The sequence below is a fragment of the Cronobacter muytjensii ATCC 51329 genome, assembly GCF_001277195.1.
GTDB lineage: Bacteria > Pseudomonadota > Gammaproteobacteria > Enterobacterales > Enterobacteriaceae > Cronobacter > Cronobacter muytjensii.
This window is the reverse complement of the sequence record NZ_CP012268.1, coordinates 3685266-3704688: the sequence shown is the minus strand read 5'-3', so window position 1 is coordinate 3704688 and position 19423 is coordinate 3685266. Positions and strand designations below refer to the sequence as shown.

Annotated in this window: 12 protein-coding genes, 6 tRNA genes and 3 rRNA genes; 20 read left to right on the top strand and 1 reads right to left on the bottom strand. The window is 52.1% G+C overall.

The window, feature by feature from the left end; genetic code table 11:
* Window positions 1-2: 2 nt before the first annotated feature.
* The 8 genes from hemG (at window position 3) to birA (ending at window position 8189) form a co-directional block, all read left to right on the top strand.
* Window positions 3-536, top strand: coding sequence for a menaquinone-dependent protoporphyrinogen IX dehydrogenase (gene hemG / locus AFK63_RS17035; protein WP_038865735.1), 534 nt, complete (start codon window positions 3-5; stop codon window positions 534-536).
* Window positions 537-911: 375 nt separating this feature from the next.
* Window positions 912-2454 (top strand): 16S ribosomal RNA (locus AFK63_RS17030).
* 68 nt (window positions 2455-2522) lie between these two features.
* Window positions 2523-2599 (top strand) — tRNA-Ile (locus tag AFK63_RS17025).
* A 33-nt stretch (window positions 2600-2632) separates the two neighbouring features.
* Window positions 2633-2708, top strand: a tRNA-Ala gene (locus AFK63_RS17020).
* Window positions 2709-2877: 169 nt separating this feature from the next.
* A 23S ribosomal RNA gene (locus AFK63_RS17015) occupies window positions 2878-5782 on the top strand.
* A gap of 92 nt (window positions 5783-5874) precedes the next feature.
* A 5S ribosomal RNA gene (gene rrf / locus AFK63_RS17010) occupies window positions 5875-5990 on the top strand.
* Together the 16S, 23S and 5S rRNA genes with 2 tRNA genes alongside form the textbook arrangement of a ribosomal RNA operon.
* A 211-nt stretch (window positions 5991-6201) precedes the next feature.
* Complete coding sequence (gene murB, locus AFK63_RS17005; protein WP_038865725.1) at window positions 6202-7230, top strand: UDP-N-acetylmuramate dehydrogenase; 1029 nt, start codon at window positions 6202-6204, stop codon at window positions 7228-7230.
* Window positions 7227-8189, top strand: coding sequence for a bifunctional biotin--[acetyl-CoA-carboxylase] ligase/biotin operon repressor BirA (gene birA / locus AFK63_RS17000; protein WP_038865723.1), 963 nt, complete (start codon window positions 7227-7229; stop codon window positions 8187-8189). Before murB ends, birA begins: the two co-directional genes overlap by 4 nt.
* A gap of 35 nt (window positions 8190-8224) precedes the next feature.
* Here the strand turns inward: birA and coaA are convergent, their stop codons facing one another.
* Window positions 8225-9175: a type I pantothenate kinase gene (coaA, locus tag AFK63_RS16995; protein WP_201764743.1), complete on the bottom strand. Its 951-nt coding sequence runs from the start codon at window positions 9173-9175 to the stop codon at window positions 8225-8227.
* A gap of 482 nt (window positions 9176-9657) precedes the next feature.
* Here coaA and AFK63_RS16990 point away from each other — a divergent pair.
* From AFK63_RS16990 to rpoB, 12 genes are all read left to right on the top strand, one after another.
* Window positions 9658-9733, top strand: a tRNA-Thr gene (locus AFK63_RS16990).
* 9 nt (window positions 9734-9742) lie between these two features.
* Window positions 9743-9827, top strand: a tRNA-Tyr gene (locus AFK63_RS16985).
* A 109-nt stretch (window positions 9828-9936) separates the two neighbouring features.
* Window positions 9937-10011 (top strand) — tRNA-Gly (locus AFK63_RS16980).
* Window positions 10012-10017: 6 nt separating this feature from the next.
* A tRNA-Thr gene (locus AFK63_RS16975) sits at window positions 10018-10093 on the top strand.
* 112 nt (window positions 10094-10205) lie between these two features.
* Window positions 10206-11390, top strand: coding sequence for an elongation factor Tu (gene tuf, locus AFK63_RS16970; RefSeq protein ID WP_038869252.1), 1185 nt, complete (start codon window positions 10206-10208; stop codon window positions 11388-11390).
* 234 nt (window positions 11391-11624) lie between these two features.
* Window positions 11625-12008, top strand: a complete 384-nt coding sequence (secE, locus tag AFK63_RS16965) for a preprotein translocase subunit SecE (RefSeq protein WP_007727302.1) — start codon at window positions 11625-11627, stop codon at window positions 12006-12008.
* A gap of 1 nt (window position 12009) precedes the next feature.
* Window positions 12010-12555, top strand: a complete 546-nt coding sequence (gene nusG / locus AFK63_RS16960; RefSeq protein WP_001287521.1) for a transcription termination/antitermination protein NusG — start codon at window positions 12010-12012, stop codon at window positions 12553-12555.
* 150 nt (window positions 12556-12705) lie between these two features.
* Complete coding sequence (rplK, locus tag AFK63_RS16955) at window positions 12706-13134, top strand: 50S ribosomal protein L11 (RefSeq protein ID WP_004387082.1); 429 nt, start codon at window positions 12706-12708, stop codon at window positions 13132-13134.
* Between the two features lie 3 nt (window positions 13135-13137).
* Entirely contained in the window at window positions 13138-13842 is a 705-nt protein-coding gene (gene rplA / locus AFK63_RS16950) for a 50S ribosomal protein L1 (RefSeq protein ID WP_004387081.1), read from the top strand.
* A 290-nt stretch (window positions 13843-14132) separates the two neighbouring features.
* On the top strand, window positions 14133-14630 hold the full coding sequence (gene rplJ, locus AFK63_RS16945) for a 50S ribosomal protein L10 (protein WP_038865708.1): 498 nt from the start codon (window positions 14133-14135) through the stop codon (window positions 14628-14630).
* A gap of 66 nt (window positions 14631-14696) precedes the next feature.
* The gene (rplL, locus tag AFK63_RS16940; RefSeq protein ID WP_007727297.1) at window positions 14697-15065 is read left to right on the top strand and encodes a 50S ribosomal protein L7/L12; all 369 of its coding nucleotides are present in this window, start codon (window positions 14697-14699) and stop codon (window positions 15063-15065) included.
* Window positions 15066-15382: 317 nt separating this feature from the next.
* Window positions 15383-19411, top strand: coding sequence for a DNA-directed RNA polymerase subunit beta (gene rpoB, locus AFK63_RS16935; RefSeq protein WP_038865706.1), 4029 nt, complete (start codon window positions 15383-15385; stop codon window positions 19409-19411).
* The last annotated feature ends 12 nt before the right edge of the window (window positions 19412-19423 follow it).

Here is a 19423-nt window from a genome sequence, read left to right as displayed (position 1 = left end):
TTGTGAAAACCTTAATTCTGTTTTCCACCCGCGACGGACAAACGCGCGAAATCGCTTTTTATATCGCATCACAATTACAGGAGCTGGGCGAGGCGACGGATGTCGTGAACCTGCACCGCGCCGAAGAGATAGACTGGGCGCAATATAAGAAGGTGGTGATTGGCGCGTCGATCCGCTACGGGCATTTTCATCCGACGCTGGACGCGTTTGTGAAAAAGCATCAGCAGGCGCTTAACGCGGTGCCGGGCGCATTCTTCTCGGTCAACCTCGTTGCGCGTAAACCGGAAAAGCGTACCCCCCAGACCAACAACTACACCCGCAAGTTTCTGCTGAGCTCGCCGTGGCACCCCGACCAGTGCGCCGTGTTCGCGGGCGCGCTGCGCTACCCTCGTTACCGCTGGTTTGACCGCTTTATGATTCGCCTGATTATGAAAATGACCGGCGGCGAAACGGATACGTCAAAAGAAGTGGTTTACACGGACTGGCCGCAGGTGGCCCTTTTTGCGCAAGAAATCGCCCGCCTGACCCGCGAGTAGTATCATTTTCAGGCGTGTTGCCTGGAAATTAAGCGAACGAAGAGTTTTTTGAATTTAGGGGTTGTCAGGGGAAAAGAACTCCCTATAATGCGCCTCCACTGACACGGCACAACGGCAAACGAGCCGGCCTGTCAGACAGACGAAAGCGAAAATAAACGCTTGACTCTGAAAGAGGAAAGCGTAATATACGCCACCTCGCGACAGCAGGCTGAAGGCCGCGTCGCACCGCTCTTTAACAATTTATCAGACAATCTGTGTGGGCACTCGGGGCACTGATATCTTAACGTCTTCGGACGATAAATGAATATCAAGTCTCAAGTGAACAACAGTTAATTCATTACGGACTAACAGTTTAATTCTTTGAGCATCAAACTTTAATTGAAGAGTTTGATCATGGCTCAGATTGAACGCTGGCGGCAGGCCTAACACATGCAAGTCGAACGGTAACAGGAAGCAGCTTGCTGCTTTGCTGACGAGTGGCGGACGGGTGAGTAATGTCTGGGAAACTGCCTGATGGAGGGGGATAACTACTGGAAACGGTAGCTAATACCGCATAACGTCGCAAGACCAAAGTGGGGGACCTTCGGGCCTCATGCCATCAGATGTGCCCAGATGGGATTAGCTAGTAGGTGGGGTAACGGCTCACCTAGGCGACGATCCCTAGCTGGTCTGAGAGGATGACCAGCCACACTGGAACTGAGACACGGTCCAGACTCCTACGGGAGGCAGCAGTGGGGAATATTGCACAATGGGCGCAAGCCTGATGCAGCCATGCCGCGTGTATGAAGAAGGCCTTCGGGTTGTAAAGTACTTTCAGCGAGGAGGAAGGGGTTAAGGTTAATAACCTTAATCATTGACGTTACTCGCAGAAGAAGCACCGGCTAACTCCGTGCCAGCAGCCGCGGTAATACGGAGGGTGCAAGCGTTAATCGGAATTACTGGGCGTAAAGCGCACGCAGGCGGTCTGTCAAGTCGGATGTGAAATCCCCGGGCTCAACCTGGGAACTGCATCCGAAACTGGCAGGCTTGAGTCTCGTAGAGGGGGGTAGAATTCCAGGTGTAGCGGTGAAATGCGTAGAGATCTGGAGGAATACCGGTGGCGAAGGCGGCCCCCTGGACGAAGACTGACGCTCAGGTGCGAAAGCGTGGGGAGCAAACAGGATTAGATACCCTGGTAGTCCACGCCGTAAACGATGTCGACTTGGAGGTTGTGCCCTTGAGGCGTGGCTTCCGGAGCTAACGCGTTAAGTCGACCGCCTGGGGAGTACGGCCGCAAGGTTAAAACTCAAATGAATTGACGGGGGCCCGCACAAGCGGTGGAGCATGTGGTTTAATTCGATGCAACGCGAAGAACCTTACCTGGTCTTGACATCCAGAGAATCCTGCAGAGATGCGGGAGTGCCTTCGGGAACTCTGAGACAGGTGCTGCATGGCTGTCGTCAGCTCGTGTTGTGAAATGTTGGGTTAAGTCCCGCAACGAGCGCAACCCTTATCCTTTGTTGCCAGCACGTCATGGTGGGAACTCAAAGGAGACTGCCGGTGATAAACCGGAGGAAGGTGGGGATGACGTCAAGTCATCATGGCCCTTACGACCAGGGCTACACACGTGCTACAATGGCGCATACAAAGAGAAGCGACCTCGCGAGAGCAAGCGGACCTCATAAAGTGCGTCGTAGTCCGGATTGGAGTCTGCAACTCGACTCCATGAAGTCGGAATCGCTAGTAATCGTGGATCAGAATGCCACGGTGAATACGTTCCCGGGCCTTGTACACACCGCCCGTCACACCATGGGAGTGGGTTGCAAAAGAAGTAGGTAGCTTAACCTTCGGGAGGGCGCTTACCACTTTGTGATTCATGACTGGGGTGAAGTCGTAACAAGGTAACCGTAGGGGAACCTGCGGTTGGATCACCTCCTTACCTGCAAGATACAACCTCGCGTGCTCACACAGATTGTCTGATAGAAAGTAAAGAAGCAAAACCTCTACAGGCTTGTAGCTCAGGTGGTTAGAGCGCACCCCTGATAAGGGTGAGGTCGGTGGTTCAAGTCCACTCAGGCCTACCAACTCCTCAGGAGTTGAAGAGGTTTAACTACGATGGGGCTATAGCTCAGCTGGGAGAGCGCCTGCTTTGCACGCAGGAGGTCTGCGGTTCGATCCCGCATAGCTCCACCATCACTTCAGAGTGTACTCACTGAGTATACTGCGAAGTATTTGCTCTTTAACAATCCGGAACAAGCTGAAAATTGAAACAGACATGCTGCTGCATTCTTCCGTAAACAGGGAATGCGCGGTGTGTCAGAGTCTCTCAAACTCGCAGCACGAAGACTTCTTCGGGTTGTGAGGTTAAGCGAACAAGCGTACACGGTGGATGCCCTGGCAGTCAGAGGCGATGAAGGACGTGCTAATCTGCGAAAAGCGCCGGTAAGGTGATATGAACCGTTATAACCGGCGATGTCCGAATGGGGAAACCCAGTGTGATTCGTCACACTATCTCAGCATGAATACATAGTGCTGTGAGGCGAACCGGGGGAACTGAAACATCTAAGTACCCCGAGGAAAAGAAATCAACCGAGATTCCCCCAGTAGCGGCGAGCGAACGGGGAACAGCCCAGAGCCTGAATCAGCTTGTGTGTCAGTGGAACGGTCTGGAAAGGCCGGCGATACAGGGTGACAGCCCCGTACACGAAGGCACACAGGTTGTGAGCTCGATGAGTAGGGCGGGACACGTGATATCCTGTCTGAAGATGGGGGGACCATCCTCCAAGGCTAAATACTCCTGACTGACCGATAGTGAACCAGTACCGTGAGGGAAAGGCGAAAAGAACCCCGGCGAGGGGAGTGAAACAGAACCTGAAACCGTGTACGTACAAGCAGTGGGAGCCTTCGTAAGAGGGTGACTGCGTACCTTTTGTATAATGGGTCAGCGACTTATATTCTGTAGCAAGGTTAACCGCATAGGGGAGCCGAAGGGAAACCGAGTCTTAATTGGGCGTTAAGTTGCAGGGTATAGACCCGAAACCCGGTGATCTAGCCATGGGCAGGTTGAAGGTTGGGTAACACTAACTGGAGGACCGAACCGACTAATGTTGAAAAATTAGCGGATGACCTGTGGCTGGGGGTGAAAGGCCAATCAAACCGGGAGATAGCTGGTTCTCCCCGAAAGCTATTTAGGTAGCGCCTCGTGAACTCATCTTCGGGGGTAGAGCACTGTTTCGGCTAGGGGGCCATCCCGGCTTACCAACCCGATGCAAACTGCGAATACCGAAGAATGTTATCACGGGAGACACACGGCGGGTGCTAACGTCCGTCGTGAAGAGGGAAACAACCCAGACCGCCAGCTAAGGTCCCAAAGTCATGGTTAAGTGGGAAACGATGTGGGAAGGCCCAGACAGCCAGGATGTTGGCTTAGAAGCAGCCATCATTTAAAGAAAGCGTAATAGCTCACTGGTCGAGTCGGCCTGCGCGGAAGATGTAACGGGGCTAAACCATGCACCGAAGCTGCGGCAGCGACACTTATGTGTTGTTGGGTAGGGGAGCGTTCTGTAAGCCTGCGAAGGTGTGCTGTGAGGCATGCTGGAGGTATCAGAAGTGCGAATGCTGACATAAGTAACGATAAAGCGGGTGAAAAGCCCGCTCGCCGGAAGACCAAGGGTTCCTGTCCAACGTTAATCGGGGCAGGGTGAGTCGACCCCTAAGGCGAGGCCGAAAGGCGTAGTCGATGGGAAACAGGTTAATATTCCTGTACTTGGTGTTACTGCGAAGGGGGGACGGAGAAGGCTATGTTGGCCGGGCGACGGTTGTCCCGGTTTAAGCGTGTAGGTGTGATGACCAGGCAAATCCGGTTATCTTTAACACTGAGGCGTGATGACGAGGCACTACGGTGCTGAAGCAATAAATGCCCTGCTTCCAGGAAAAGCCTCTAAGCATCAGGTAACACGAAATCGTACCCCAAACCGACACAGGTGGTCAGGTAGAGAATACCAAGGCGCTTGAGAGAACTCGGGTGAAGGAACTAGGCAAAATGGTGCCGTAACTTCGGGAGAAGGCACGCTGACATGTAGGTGAAGCCCCTGCGGGTGGAGCTGAAGTCAGTCGAAGATACCAGCTGGCTGCAACTGTTTATTAAAAACACAGCACTGTGCAAACACGAAAGTGGACGTATACGGTGTGACGCCTGCCCGGTGCCGGAAGGTTAATTGATGGGGTTATCGCAAGAGAAGCTCCTGATCGAAGCCCCGGTAAACGGCGGCCGTAACTATAACGGTCCTAAGGTAGCGAAATTCCTTGTCGGGTAAGTTCCGACCTGCACGAATGGCGTAATGATGGCCAGGCTGTCTCCACCCGAGACTCAGTGAAATTGAACTCGCTGTGAAGATGCAGTGTACCCGCGGCAAGACGGAAAGACCCCGTGAACCTTTACTACAGCTTGACACTGAACATTGAGCCTTGATGTGTAGGATAGGTGGGAGGCTTTGAAGCGTGGACGCCAGTCTGCGTGGAGCCAACCTTGAAATACCACCCTTTAATGTTTGATGTTCTAACCTGGCGCCATAATCTGGCGTGGGGACAGTGTCTGGTGGGTAGTTTGACTGGGGCGGTCTCCTCCCAAAGTGTAACGGAGGAGCACGAAGGTCAGCTAATCCTGGTCGGACATCAGGAGGTTAGTGCAATGGCATAAGCTGGCTTGACTGCGAGAGTGACGGCTCGAGCAGGTGCGAAAGCAGGTCATAGTGATCCGGTGGTTCTGTATGGAAGGGCCATCGCTCAACGGATAAAAGGTACTCCGGGGATAACAGGCTGATACCGCCCAAGAGTTCATATCGACGGCGGTGTTTGGCACCTCGATGTCGGCTCATCACATCCTGGGGCTGAAGTAGGTCCCAAGGGTATGGCTGTTCGCCATTTAAAGTGGTACGCGAGCTGGGTTTAGAACGTCGTGAGACAGTTCGGTCCCTATCTGCCGTGGGCGCTGGAGAATTGAGGGGGGCTGCTCCCAGTACGAGAGGACCGGAGTGGACGCATCACTGGTGTTCGGGTTGTCATGCCAATGGCACTGCCCGGTAGCTAAATGCGGAAGAGATAAGTGCTGAAAGCATCTAAGCACGAAACTTGCCCCGAGATGAGTTCTCCCTGAGACTTTAAGTCTCCTGAAGGAACGTTGAAGACGACGACGTTGATAGGCCGGGTGTGTAAGCGCAGCGATGCGTTGAGCTAACCGGTACTAATGAACCGTGAGGCTTAACCTTACAACGCCAAAGAAGTCTGGCGTGTTGAGAGAGATATTCAGCTTGTGACGGATAAACGTTCATGGCGGTACGCGGTGGACGGACAGAATTTGCCTGGCGGCTGTAGCGCGGTGGTCCCACCTGACCCCATGCCGAACTCAGAAGTGAAACGCCGTAGCGCCGATGGTAGTGTGGGGCCTCCCCATGCGAGAGTAGGGAACTGCCAGGCATCAAATAAAGAACCCCTCAGCCGTGCTGAGGGGTTTTTGCTTTTTGTAGCCCGGATTTTATTATCCGGCGCTTTTGCTTTCATACGCATCACCGCTCTTATCAATGACCTACCACTTCTCTTCTCTTTTGTCTGTCTGCTTATGCGGCAGACAAGCTATCACCTGACTAATCGGTTAAACTGTCCCTGTTTTGATATCAGGATTACTGGCATGAATAACTCCCTTAAACCCTACAATACCTTCGGGATTGATAAACGCGCGCAGAATATCGTCACGGCGCACTCTGACAAAGAGCTGGCTGAAGCATGGCAGCAGGCTCAAGCCGCTTCTTTGCCTGTATTGATTCTGGGCGAAGGGAGTAACGTACTGTTTCTGGATAATTTCAATGGTACCGTTATTCTGAATCGTATTATGGGCATCCAGGTTGAAGAACAACACGATGCCTGGTTAGTGCATGCGGGCGCGGGTGAGAACTGGCACCATCTCGTAGAATTTACCCTTGATCATAATATGGCCGGGCTGGAGAATCTGGCGCTGATTCCCGGCTGTGCAGGATCATCGCCCATTCAGAATATCGGTGCGTATGGCGTAGAGTTCAAACAATTTTGTCTGTATGTCGATTGTATCGATCTGGTCTCTGGTGAACATGTCCGGCTCGGAAACGCCGATTGCCGGTTTGGTTATCGCGACAGCGTATTTAAACATGATTACCAGCATCAATATGCGATTACAGGTATTGGTCTTCGCCTTCCGAAGCAGTGGACGCCCGTCCTTACTTATGGTGATTTGACTCGTCTGTCATCTGAAACCGTTACGCCCCGTCAGGTGTTTGAGACGGTGTGCAATATGCGGCGCACGAAGCTTCCTGATCCAAAAGAATATGGTAATGCCGGCAGTTTCTTTAAAAACCCGGTCATATCGGCAGAAGAAGCCAGCGCGCTCTTTGTTCATTATCCCGATGCGCCGCGCTACCCGCAAAATGACGGTCAGGTAAAACTGGCGGCAGGCTGGCTTATCGATCGCTGCGAAATGAAAGGCCATCGTATCGGCGGCGCAGCCGTTCATCGTCAACAGGCTTTGGTGCTGATTAATGAACAGAGCGCGACCAGTCAGGACGTGGTGAAACTTGCGCATGAAGTCCGCCAGCGCGTTGGTGAAAAATTTAATGTCTGGCTTGAGCCGGAAGTTCGTTTTATTGGCGCTATGGGTGAAGTGGATGCCGTGGAGACAATCGCTTGAAAGACAATACTATTCCTTTAACGTTGATTTCCCTTCTTGCCGATGGCGACTTCCACTCCGGCGAACAGCTGGGTGAAAAGCTCGGTATGAGTCGGGCGGCTATTAATAAGCATATTCAGACGCTGCGCGACTGGGGCATTGACGTATTTACGGTGCCGGGTAAGGGTTACAGCTTACCTGGACCAATACAGTTGCTTGATGAGTCTTTTATTCATTCCCACATTAAATCCGGCTCGGTAACGGTATTGCCAGTTATCGACTCGACAAACCAGTATTTACTGGATCGACTATCAGAGCTTGAGTCTGGCGATGCGTGTATTGCGGAGTATCAGCAGGCAGGTCGCGGGCGTCGCGGGCGTAAATGGTTCTCGCCATTTGGCGCGAACCTTTATTTGTCAATGTACTGGCGGCTTGAACAAGGGCCTGCAGCGGCGATTGGCCTGAGTCTGGTTATCGGTATTGTAATGGCGGAAGTGCTCCATGAGCTGGGTGCCGAGCAGGTTCGGGTAAAATGGCCGAACGATCTCTATTTGAACGACCGTAAGCTGGCGGGCATTCTCGTCGAGCTGACGGGCAAAACAGGCGACGCGGCGCAAATCGTGATTGGCGCCGGTATTAACCTGGCGATGCGGCAGGTTGAGAGCGAGATCGTCAATCAGGGCTGGATCAATCTGCAGGAAGCGGGCATTAAGGTCGACCGAAATGAACTTGCAGTAAGGTTGATCGAAAAGTTACGTTCTTCACTGCGTGAATTTGAGCAGGAAGGTCTGGCTCCGTTCCTCGCCCGTTGGGAAAAACTGGATAATTTTATTCACCGTCAGGTTAAGCTTATTATCGGTGAGCGTGAAATATACGGTATTTCTCGCGGTATCGATAATCAAGGCGCTTTATTGCTGGAGCAAAATGGCATAATTAAGCCCTGGGTTGGCGGTGAAATCTCATTACGTGGCGCAGAATAAAAAAGGGAGCTTAGCTCCCTTTTTTAATATCTCAATCATTTTCGCAACCGTACACACTCGACAGCATGATTAGCACTCTTCGTCATAATCAGGCTGGCGCGTTCACGCGTTGGCAATATATTCTCTTTTAGATTCAACCAGTTAATTTCTTCCCACAGTTGCGTAGCTATGTTGACCGCTTCGTCTTCGGAAAGCTGCGCATAATGATGGAAATAAGAGTCCGGATCGGTAAACGCGCCTTCACGGAATTTCAGGAAGCGATTAATATACCAGCGCTGAAGTAAGTCTTCAGGCGCATCCACATAAATCGAGAAATCCACAAAGTCAGAAACGAATACATGATGTGGGTCATGCGGATAATCCATACCGCTTTGCAGGACATTTAACCCTTCGAGAATAAGGATATCGGGTTGGTGGACGACCTTATCTCCATCGGGTATCACATCATAAATTAAATGCGAGTAGACCGGCGCGGTGACGTCCGGTACACCTGATTTAATATCAGAAACAAACTTAACCAGCCGATGCATATCATATGACTGCGGAAAGCCTTTTTTCTTCATCAGATTACGTTCTTTCAGCACCGCATTGGGATGAAGAAATCCATCAGTGGTTATCAGTTCAACGCGACGGTGCTCAGGCCATCGGCTTAACAGTGCCTGTAATACACGCGCCGTGGTGCTTTTACCCACCGCCACGCTGCCGGCAATACTGATGATATAAGGGATACGCTGGCCATTCGTTCCCAGGAACTGCTCAAGTACTGCCTGGCGACGTAAGTTAGAACTGATATAAAAATTGAGCAAGCGCGACAGCGGCAGATAAATTTCGGCCACTTCTTCCAGAGAAAGGTCTTCGTTAATACCCTTTAAACGCGCTATTTCGCCTTCGGTAAGCGTCATTGGCACAGAGTCGCGCAGGGCTGCCCACTGGCTCCGGTTAAACTGGAGATAAGGGGACGTTAATGTTTGATCTTTATTACTCATAAGCATGCTTCTGCCTGTCATTCAGGACAAAATGAAAACCCTTTGCTCAGCGCTGTGATGCTTTCATCTTAGACCGCTTAATGGCACGCCGGGTAAGCGAGAATTTCACAATGGGCAGGAGGGTAACATCAGATTAAAAGGAATAATAAGAAAAAATCTTCCGTACTTTCCTTTCTCCGGAAAGCGTCACGGTTCTTTCTCATGATTGTATAAACCTTATCCGCATCTTAACGTTCTCTCTCAAAATCGCGGGTAGAGGAAAGAGGTGAAGCGTATCGCGGGTGAATTTTAACCGCATCCCCCGCATCCTTTTTCTTCAATGGCGATAAATCGCAACGCCAAACTGTGGAATATTTCAGCATGAGTGGCTGAAAAGGCATCAGAAATGCGCAGTGGTGCGCAAAATGTGAGCGATAAAGCGGAATAAGCAATTTTTTTGTTGCATGCGCGCCCCGCTATTCCTAGAATGCGCGCTACTTGATGCCGGCTTAGCTCAGTAGGTAGAGCAACTGACTTGTAATCAGTAGGTCACCAGTTCGATTCCGGTAGCCGGCACCATCAAGTTCAGGTGGGGTTCCCGAGCGGCCAAAGGGAGCAGACTGTAAATCTGCCGTCACAGACTTCGAAGGTTCGAATCCTTCCCCCACCACCACTTTCGGCTTCGCAATTGCGTTGCCAGAGTTGGTCGGTAAGCCTGCCAGCTCAAGCAAAAAAGGTTTTCTTTTTTGTACAGAAAGAACTGGGTAGCCGAGTTTCAGGATGCGGGCATCGTATAATGGCTATTACCTCAGCCTTCCAAGCTGATGATGCGGGTTCGATTCCCGCTGCCCGCTCCAGGATGTGCTGATATAGCTCAGTTGGTAGAGCGCACCCTTGGTAAGGGTGAGGTCGGCAGTTCGAATCTGCCTATCAGCACCACTTCTCAATCTCCTCCCTGTTTCTCTTCTGTAGATCTATTCAACAAATTCAGGCTGTTGCCTGGTTGATGTGGTGATACCACCGATTTATCCGTGTCTTAGAGGGACAATCGATGTCTAAAGAAAAGTTTGAACGTACAAAACCGCACGTTAACGTCGGTACTATCGGCCACGTTGACCATGGTAAAACAACGCTGACCGCTGCCATCACTACCGTTCTGGCTAAAACCTACGGTGGTTCTGCTCGTGCATTCGATCAGATCGATAACGCGCCGGAAGAAAAAGCTCGTGGTATCACCATCAACACCTCTCACGTTGAATATGACACCCCGACTCGCCACTACGCGCACGTTGACTGCCCGGGCCACGCCGACTACGTGAAAAACATGATCACCGGTGCTGCTCAGATGGACGGCGCTATCCTGGTTGTTGCTGCGACTGACGGCCCGATGCCGCAGACCCGTGAGCACATCCTGCTGGGTCGTCAGGTAGGCGTTCCGTACATCATCGTGTTCCTGAACAAATGCGACATGGTTGATGACGAAGAGCTGCTGGAACTGGTTGAGATGGAAGTGCGTGAGCTGCTGTCTCAGTACGACTTCCCGGGCGATGACACCCCGATCGTTCGCGGTTCCGCGCTGAAAGCGCTGGAAGGCGAAGCTGAGTGGGAAGAGAAAATCATCGAGCTGGCAGGTCATCTGGATTCTTACATCCCGGAACCGGAGCGCGCGATTGACAAGCCGTTCCTGCTGCCGATCGAAGACGTATTCTCCATCTCCGGTCGTGGTACCGTTGTTACCGGTCGTGTAGAGCGCGGTATCATCAAAGTTGGCGAAGAAGTGGAAATCGTTGGTATCAAAGACACCGCGAAATCTACCTGTACCGGCGTTGAAATGTTCCGCAAACTGCTGGACGAAGGCCGCGCGGGCGAGAACGTAGGTGTTCTGCTGCGTGGTATCAAACGTGAAGAAATCGAACGTGGTCAGGTACTGGCTAAGCCGGGCTCCATCAAGCCGCACACCAAGTTCGAATCTGAAGTGTACATTCTGTCCAAAGACGAAGGCGGCCGTCACACTCCGTTCTTCAAAGGCTACCGTCCGCAGTTCTACTTCCGTACCACTGACGTGACCGGTACCATCGAACTGCCGGAAGGCGTTGAGATGGTAATGCCGGGCGACAACATCAAAATGGTTGTCACCCTGATCCACCCGATCGCAATGGACGACGGTCTGCGTTTCGCAATCCGCGAAGGCGGCCGTACCGTAGGCGCTGGCGTGGTTGCTAAAGTTCTCGGCTAATCGCTGATAACATTTGACGCAATGCGCAATAAAAGGGCATCATTTGATGCCCTTTTTGCACGCTCTCGAACCAGAACCTGGCTCATCAGTGATTTATTCCACATAATCATTGCTGAGACAGGCTCTGCAGATAGCGTAACTCCGAAGCGCAATGTAAAAAGAGCAATTCGGTCTGGCTTGCCTCGCACGTGCGGGGCAAAAATGTTTGTCTGATTTACTATGACAGGTTGGTTTATGAGTGCGAATACCGAAGCTCAAGGAAGCGGGCGCGGCCTGGAAGTGATGAAGTGGCTGGTTGTCGCTGCGCTGCTGATTGTAGCTATCGTAGGCAACTTTCTTTACCGTGAGATTACCCTGCCGCTGCGTGCTCTTGCGGTAGTTATTCTGATTGCTGCAGCGGGTGGTGTCGCGCTGTTAACGACAAAAGGTAAAGCTACCGTCGCCTTTGCCCGTGAAGCGAGAACCGAAGTCCGTAAGGTTATTTGGCCGACTCGCCAGGAAACGTTGCACACCACATTAATCGTGGCTGCAGTGACTGCTGTAATGTCACTGATCCTGTGGGGGCTGGATGGTATTCTGGTCCGCCTGGTATCCTTTATCACTGGCCTGAGGTTCTGAGATGTCTGAAGCACCTAAAAAGCGCTGGTACGTCGTTCAGGCGTTTTCCGGTTTTGAAGGCCGCGTAGCGACGTCGCTGCGTGAGCATATCAAATTACACAACATGGAAGAGTTGTTTGGCGAAGTCATGGTTCCTACCGAAGAGGTTGTGGAGATCCGTGGCGGCCAGCGTCGCAAGAGCGAGCGCAAATTCTTCCCCGGTTATGTGTTAGTTCAGATGGTCATGAACGATGCAAGCTGGCACCTGGTACGTAGCGTGCCGCGTGTGATGGGCTTTATCGGCGGTACTTCTGACCGTCCGGCACCGATCAGCGACAAAGAAGTCGATGCGATTATGAACCGCCTGCAGCAGGTGGGTGACAAACCGCGTCCGAAAACGCTGTTTGAACCGGGTGAAATGGTTCGCGTTAACGATGGTCCGTTTGCTGACTTCAACGGCGTGGTTGAAGAAGTTGACTACGAGAAGAGCCGCCTGAAAGTATCTGTATCTATTTTTGGTCGTGCTACGCCGGTTGAGCTTGATTTCAGTCAGGTCGAAAAGGCGTAAGTCGAGCTCGAAAAAGCACCGGTTAACCGTTGCACAAGGCGCGAGATTGGAATACAATTTCGCGCCTTTTGTTTTTATGGGCCCAGCCCATAAAACGTTTTAATCACGGGGAGCCTCTCTGAGGCGCTAGACCCAACTGAGGAAATTTTCATGGCCAAGAAAGTACAAGCCTACGTTAAGCTGCAGGTTGCAGCTGGTATGGCTAACCCGAGCCCGCCGGTCGGTCCGGCTCTGGGTCAGCAGGGTGTTAACATCATGGAATTCTGTAAAGCGTTCAACGCCAAAACGGATTCCATGGAAAAAGGTCTTCCGATTCCGGTTGTTATCACCGTTTACGCTGACCGCTCTTTCACCTTCGTTACCAAAACCCCGCCGGCAGCTGTACTGCTGAAAAAAGCGGCTGGTATCAAGTCTGGTTCCGGTAAGCCGAACAAAGACAAAGTGGGTACCATTACCCGCGCTCAGCTGCAAGAAATCGCACAGACCAAAGCTGCTGACATGACTGGCGCCGACATTGAAGCGATGACTCGCTCCATCGAAGGTACCGCACGTTCCATGGGCCTGGTAGTGGAGGACTAAGAAATGGCTAAACTGACCAAGCGCATGCGTGTGATCCGTGACAAGGTTGATGCTACCAAACAGTACGACATCAACGAAGCCATCACTCTGCTGAAAGAACTGGCTACCGCTAAGTTCGTAGAAAGCGTTGACGTTGCTGTGAATCTCGGCATCGACGCTCGTAAATCTGACCAGAACGTACGTGGTGCAACTGTACTGCCGCACGGTACTGGCCGTTCTGTTCGCGTAGCCGTATTTACCCAGGGCCCGAACGCTGAAGCAGCTAAAGCAGCTGGCGCAGAGCTGGTAGGTATGGAAGATCTGGCTGAGCAGATCAAAAAAGGCGAAATGAACTTTGACGTTGTTATTGCTTCTCCGGATGCAATGCGCGTTGTTGGCCAGCTGGGCCAGGTTCTGGGCCCGCGTGGCCTGATGCCGAACCCGAAAGTTGGTACTGTAACGCCGAACGTTGCTGAAGCGGTTAAAAACGCTAAAGCCGGTCAGGTTCGTTATCGTAACGACAAAAACGGCATCATCCACACCACCATCGGTAAAGTGGATTTCGACGCTGACAAACTGAAAGAAAACCTGGAAGCGCTGCTGGTTGCTCTGAAAAAAGCAAAACCGTCTTCTGCTAAAGGCGTGTACATCAAGAAAGTTAGCCTCTCCACCACCATGGGTGCAGGTGTTGCGGTAGACCAGTCTGGTCTGAGCGCAGCGGCGAACTAATTCGCCTCTTTACGTGGGCGTCGGATTTGTCTACAATCTTACGCCCATTGTTCTGCTAAGCAGAGCATAAAGATTTTCGGTTGGAGCCTGGCCTTATCCAGGCCTCCGTCCAAGACCGCAGGTGTCTCGAAAGAGGCTTAATTCCCTGCGTAGACGGTGACAGAACCTGAAGAATATTTTTTAAGTAGTCTTTGGCTTGTTTCTGCTCACCGTATTTCGACGCTCTTTCGTATGATTGAGTGAAGTGAGTTCCGGGACTTGTCCCGGCTAAAATCCAGGAGCAAAAGCTAATGGCTTTAAATCTTCAAGACAAACAAGCGATTGTTGCTGAAGTCAGCGAAGTAGCCAAAGGCGCGCTGTCTGCGGTTGTTGCGGATTCCCGTGGCGTTACCGTAGATAAAATGACCGAACTGCGTAAAGCAGGTCGCGAAGCTGGCGTATACATGCGTGTTGTTCGTAACACCCTGCTGCGCCGTGCTGTTGAAGGTACTGCTTTTGAGTGCCTGAAAGACGCGTTTGTTGGTCCGACCCTGATTGCATACTCTATGGAACACCCGGGCGCTGCTGCTCGTCTGTTCAAAGAGTTCGCGAAAGCGAATGCAAAATTTGAGGTCAAAGCCGCTGCCTTTGAAGGTGAGCTGATCCCGGCGTCCCAGATCGATCGCCTGGCAACTCTGCCGACTTACGAAGAAGCAATTGCACGCCTGATGGCAACCATGAAAGAAGCCTCTGCAGGCAAACTGGTTCGCACTCTGGCCGCTGTTCGCGACGCAAAAGAAGCTGCTTAATAGCGCTTACTCTCGCAACGCATTTGCTTACGTATAAAACTTATTCTGATATTCAGGAACAATTAAATGTCTATCACTAAAGATCAAATCATTGAAGCAGTATCCGCTATGTCCGTAATGGACGTTGTTGAGCTGATCTCTGCAATGGAAGAAAAATTCGGTGTTTCCGCTGCTGCTGCTGTAGCTGTTGCTGCTGGCCCGGCTGCTGAAGCTGCTGAAGAGAAAACTGAATTCGACGTTATTCTGAAAGCCGCTGGCGCTAACAAAGTTGCTGTTATCAAAGCAGTACGTGGCGCAACTGGCCTGGGTCTGAAAGAAGCTAAAGACCTGGTAGAATCTGCTCCGGCCGCTCTGAAAGAAGGCGTGAGCAAAGATGACGCTGAAGCTCTGAAAAAATCTCTGGAAGAAGCTGGCGCTGAAGTTGAAGTTAAATAAGCCAACCCTTCTGGTGGCAGCCTGAGAAATCAGGCTGATGGCTGGTGACTTTTTGGTCACCAGCCTTTTTGCGCTAGGGGACCAGTAGCGTTTCACACTGTTTTACTGCTGGTTACCCGTCAATGCTTGTTTCTATCGACGACTTAATATACTGCGACAGCGTTTCGGCACTGTGTAAATCGCAATGAAATGGTTTAAGCGTGATAGCAACAGGTATTGCGAAAAGTGTTCCACTTTTCGGTCAACAAAATGGTGTTGCATAAACTGTCCCTTCGATGGACAGAGTGGGTCGACTTGTCAGCGAGCTGAGGAACCCTATGGTTTACTCCTATACCGAGAAAAAACGTATTCGTAAGGATTTTGGTAAACGTCCACAAGTTCTGGATGTTCCCTATCTCCTTTCTATCCAGCTTGACTCGTTCCAGAAATTTATCGAGCAAGATCCTGAGGGTCAGTACGGTCTGGAAGCAGCTTTCCGCTCCGTATTCCCGATTCAGAGCTACAGCGGCAATTCGGAACTGCAATACGTCAGCTACCGTCTTGGCGAACCGGTGTTTGATGTTAAAGAATGCCAAATCCGTGGCGTGACCTATTCGGCACCGCTGCGCGTTAAGCTGCGTCTGGTGATCTACGAGCGCGAAGCGCCGGAAGGCACCGTTAAAGACATCAAAGAGCAAGAAGTTTACATGGGCGAAATCCCGCTCATGACCGATAACGGTACCTTTGTCATCAACGGTACTGAGCGTGTTATCGTTTCTCAGCTGCACCGCAGCCCGGGCGTCTTCTTTGACAGCGACAAGGGTAAAACCCACTCCTCTGGTAAGGTGCTGTATAACGCACGCATCATTCCTTACCGTGGTTCATGGCTGGACTTCGAATTCGATCCGAAAGACAACCTGTTTGTCCGTATCGACCGTCGTCGTAAACTGCCGGCAACCATTATCCTGCGCGCGCTGGATTACACCACTGAGCAGATCCTTGACCTGTTCTTCGAAAAAGTGGTCTTTGAAATCCGCGACAACAAGCTGCAGATGGAGTTGATTCCGGAGCGTCTGCGTGGCGAAACCGCGTCCTTTGATATCGAAGCAAACGGCAAAATCTACGTAGAAAAAGGCCGTCGTATCACTGCGCGTCACATTCGCCAGCTCGAAAAAGACGAAATCAAACACATCGAAGTTCCGGTTGAATACATCGCCGGTAAAGTTGCAGCGAAAGATTATGTCGACGCTTCCACTGGCGAGCTGATTTGCCCGGCCAACATGGAGCTGTCCCTGGATCTGCTGGCAAAACTGAGCCAGTCCGGTCACAAACGTATCGAGACGCTGTTTACTAACGACCTCGACCACGGCCCGTACATGTCTGAGACAGTACGCGTCGATCCAACTACCGATCGCCTGAGCGCACTGGTTGAAATCTACCGCATGATGCGTCCTGGCGAGCCGCCGACGCGTGAAGCGGCGGAAAGCCTGTTTGAGAACCTGTTCTTCTCCGAAGATCGTTACGATCTTTCTGCGGTCGGCCGCATGAAGTTCAACCGTTCTCTGCTGCGTGACGAGATCGAAGGTTCCGGTATCCTGAGCAAAGCTGACATCATCGACGTGATGAAGAAGCTCATCGATATTCGTAATGGTAAAGGCGAAGTGGACGATATCGACCACCTCGGCAACCGTCGTATCCGTTCCGTGGGCGAAATGGCGGAAAACCAGTTCCGCGTTGGCCTGGTGCGTGTAGAGCGTGCAGTGAAGGAGCGTCTGTCTCTGGGCGATCTGGATACCCTGATGCCTCAGGATATGATCAACGCCAAGCCGATTTCTGCCGCGGTTAAAGAGTTCTTTGGTTCCAGCCAGCTGTCTCAGTTTATGGACCAGAACAACCCGCTGTCCGAGATCACGCACAAGCGTCGTATCTCAGCACTCGGCCCGGGCGGTCTGACCCGTGAACGCGCAGGCTTTGAAGTTCGAGACGTACATCCGACCCACTACGGTCGCGTATGCCCTATCGAAACGCCTGAAGGTCCGAACATCGGTCTGATCAACTCCCTGTCCGTGTATGCGCAGACCAACGAATATGGCTTCCTTGAGACCCCGTACCGTAAAGTCACCGACGGTGTTGTGACCGATGAAATTCATTACCTCTCCGCTATTGAAGAAGGTAACTACGTCATCGCTCAGGCGAACACCAACCTGACCGAAGAAGGCCGCTTCGCCGACGATCTGGTCACCTGCCGCAGCAAAGGCGAATCCAGCCTCTTCAGCGCAGACCAGGTTGACTATATGGACGTTTCCACCCAGCAGGTGGTTTCCGTCGGTGCGTCCCTGATCCCGTTCCTGGAACACGATGACGCCAACCGCGCATTGATGGGTGCGAACATGCAACGTCAGGCGGTTCCGACCCTGCGCGCTGATAAGCCGCTGGTAGGTACCGGTATGGAACGTGCTGTTGCCGTTGACTCCGGCGTAACAGCCGTTGCCAAACGTGGCGGTACTGTTCAATACGTGGATGCGTCCCGTATCGTTATTAAAGTTAACGAAGACGAGATGTACCCGGGCGAAGCAGGTATCGACATCTATAACCTGACTAAATACACCCGTTCTAACCAGAACACCTGTATTAATCAGATGCCGTGCGTGTCTCTGAATGAGCCGGTTGAACGCGGCGACGTGCTGGCAGACGGCCCTTCCACCGACCTCGGTGAACTGGCGCTCGGTCAGAACATGCGCGTAGCGTTCATGCCGTGGAACGGCTACAACTTCGAAGACTCCATTCTCGTTTCCGAGCGTGTGGTTCAGGAAGATCGTTTCACCACGATTCACATTCAGGAACTGGCGTGCGTATCTCGTGATACCAAGCTGGGGCCGGAAGAGATCACTGCCGACATCCCGAACGTGGGTGAAGCTGCGCTCTCCAAACTGGATGAATCCGGTATCGTTTATATCGGTGCGGAAGTCACCGGTGGCGATATCCTGGTAGGTAAAGTAACGCCGAAAGGTGAAACCCAGCTGACGCCGGAAGAGAAACTGCTGCGCGCCATCTTCGGTGAGAAAGCGTCTGACGTTAAAGACTCTTCTCTGCGTGTGCCGAACGGCGTTTCCGGTACGGTTATCGACGTTCAGGTCTTTACCCGCGATGGCGTGGAAAAAGACAAACGTGCGCTGGAAATCGAAGAAATGCAGCTCAAGCAGGCCAAAAAAGACCTGTCTGAAGAACTGCAGATCCTCGAAGCGGGCCTGTTCAGCCGTATTCGTGCTGTACTGATCGCAGGCGGCGTTGAAGCTGAGAAGCTCGACAAACTGCCGCGTGACCGCTGGCTGGAACTCGGCCTGACCGATGAAGAGAAACAGAACCAGCTGGAACAGCTGGCTGAACAGTACGACGAGCTGAAGCACGAGTTTGAGAAGAAACTCGAAGCGAAACGCCGCAAGATCACCCAGGGCGACGATCTGGCGCCGGGCGTACTGAAAATCGTTAAGGTCTATCTGGCCGTTAAACGTCAGATCCAGCCGGGTGATAAGATGGCAGGCCGCCACGGTAACAAAGGTGTTATCTCCAAGATCAACCCGATCGAAGATATGCCTTACGATGAAAACGGCACGCCGGTAGACATCGTACTGAACCCGCTGGGCGTACCGTCTCGTATGAACATCGGTCAGATCCTGGAAACCCACCTGGGTATGGCGGCGAAAGGTATCGGCGATAAGATCAACGCCATGCTGAAGCGTCAGGAAGAAGTCGCGAAACTGCGTGAATTCATCCAGAAAGCCTACGACCTCGGCCAGGACGTGCGTCAGAAAGTCGACCTGAACACCTTCAGCGATGATGAAGTTCTGCGTCTGGCTGAAAACCTGCGTAAAGGTATGCCGCTCGCCACGCCGGTATTCGACGGCGCGAAAGAAGCTGAAATTAAAGAGCTGCTGCAGCTGGGCGACCTGCCGACATCCGGTCAGATCACCCTGTTCGATGGCCGTACGGGTGAACAGTTCGAGCGTCCGGTAACCGTAGGTTACATGTACATGCTGAAACTGAACCACCTGGTTGACGACAAGATGCACGCTCGTTCCACCGGTTCTTACAGCCTGGTTACTCAACAGCCGCTGGGTGGTAAGGCGCAGTTCGGTGGCCAGCGCTTCGGTGAGATGGAAGTGTGGGCGCTTGAAGCATACGGCGCCGCCTATACCCTGCAGGAAATGCTGACCGTTAAGTCTGATGACGTAAACGGCCGTACCAAGATGTATAAGAACATCGTGGATGGCAACCATCAGATGGAACCGGGCATGCCGGAATCCTTCAACGTACTGTTGAAAGAGATTCGCTCGCTGGGCATCAACATCGAACTGGAAGACGAGTAATTCTCGCTCAAA

Coding starts and splice junctions, on each gene's coding strand:
- murB (WP_038865725.1), top strand. CDS start 6,202: ATGAATAACTCCCTTAAACCCTACAATACCTTCGGGATTGATAAACGC.
- coaA (WP_201764743.1), bottom strand. CDS start 9,175: ATGAGTAATAAAGATCAAACATTAACGTCCCCTTATCTCCAGTTTAAC.
- tuf (WP_038869252.1), top strand. CDS start 10,206: ATGTCTAAAGAAAAGTTTGAACGTACAAAACCGCACGTTAACGTCGGT.
- secE (WP_007727302.1), top strand. CDS start 11,625: ATGAGTGCGAATACCGAAGCTCAAGGAAGCGGGCGCGGCCTGGAAGTG.
- nusG (WP_001287521.1), top strand. CDS start 12,010: ATGTCTGAAGCACCTAAAAAGCGCTGGTACGTCGTTCAGGCGTTTTCC.
- rplK (WP_004387082.1), top strand. CDS start 12,706: ATGGCCAAGAAAGTACAAGCCTACGTTAAGCTGCAGGTTGCAGCTGGT.
- rplA (WP_004387081.1), top strand. CDS start 13,138: ATGGCTAAACTGACCAAGCGCATGCGTGTGATCCGTGACAAGGTTGAT.
- rplJ (WP_038865708.1), top strand. CDS start 14,133: ATGGCTTTAAATCTTCAAGACAAACAAGCGATTGTTGCTGAAGTCAGC.
- rplL (WP_007727297.1), top strand. CDS start 14,697: ATGTCTATCACTAAAGATCAAATCATTGAAGCAGTATCCGCTATGTCC.
- rpoB (WP_038865706.1), top strand. CDS start 15,383: ATGGTTTACTCCTATACCGAGAAAAAACGTATTCGTAAGGATTTTGGT.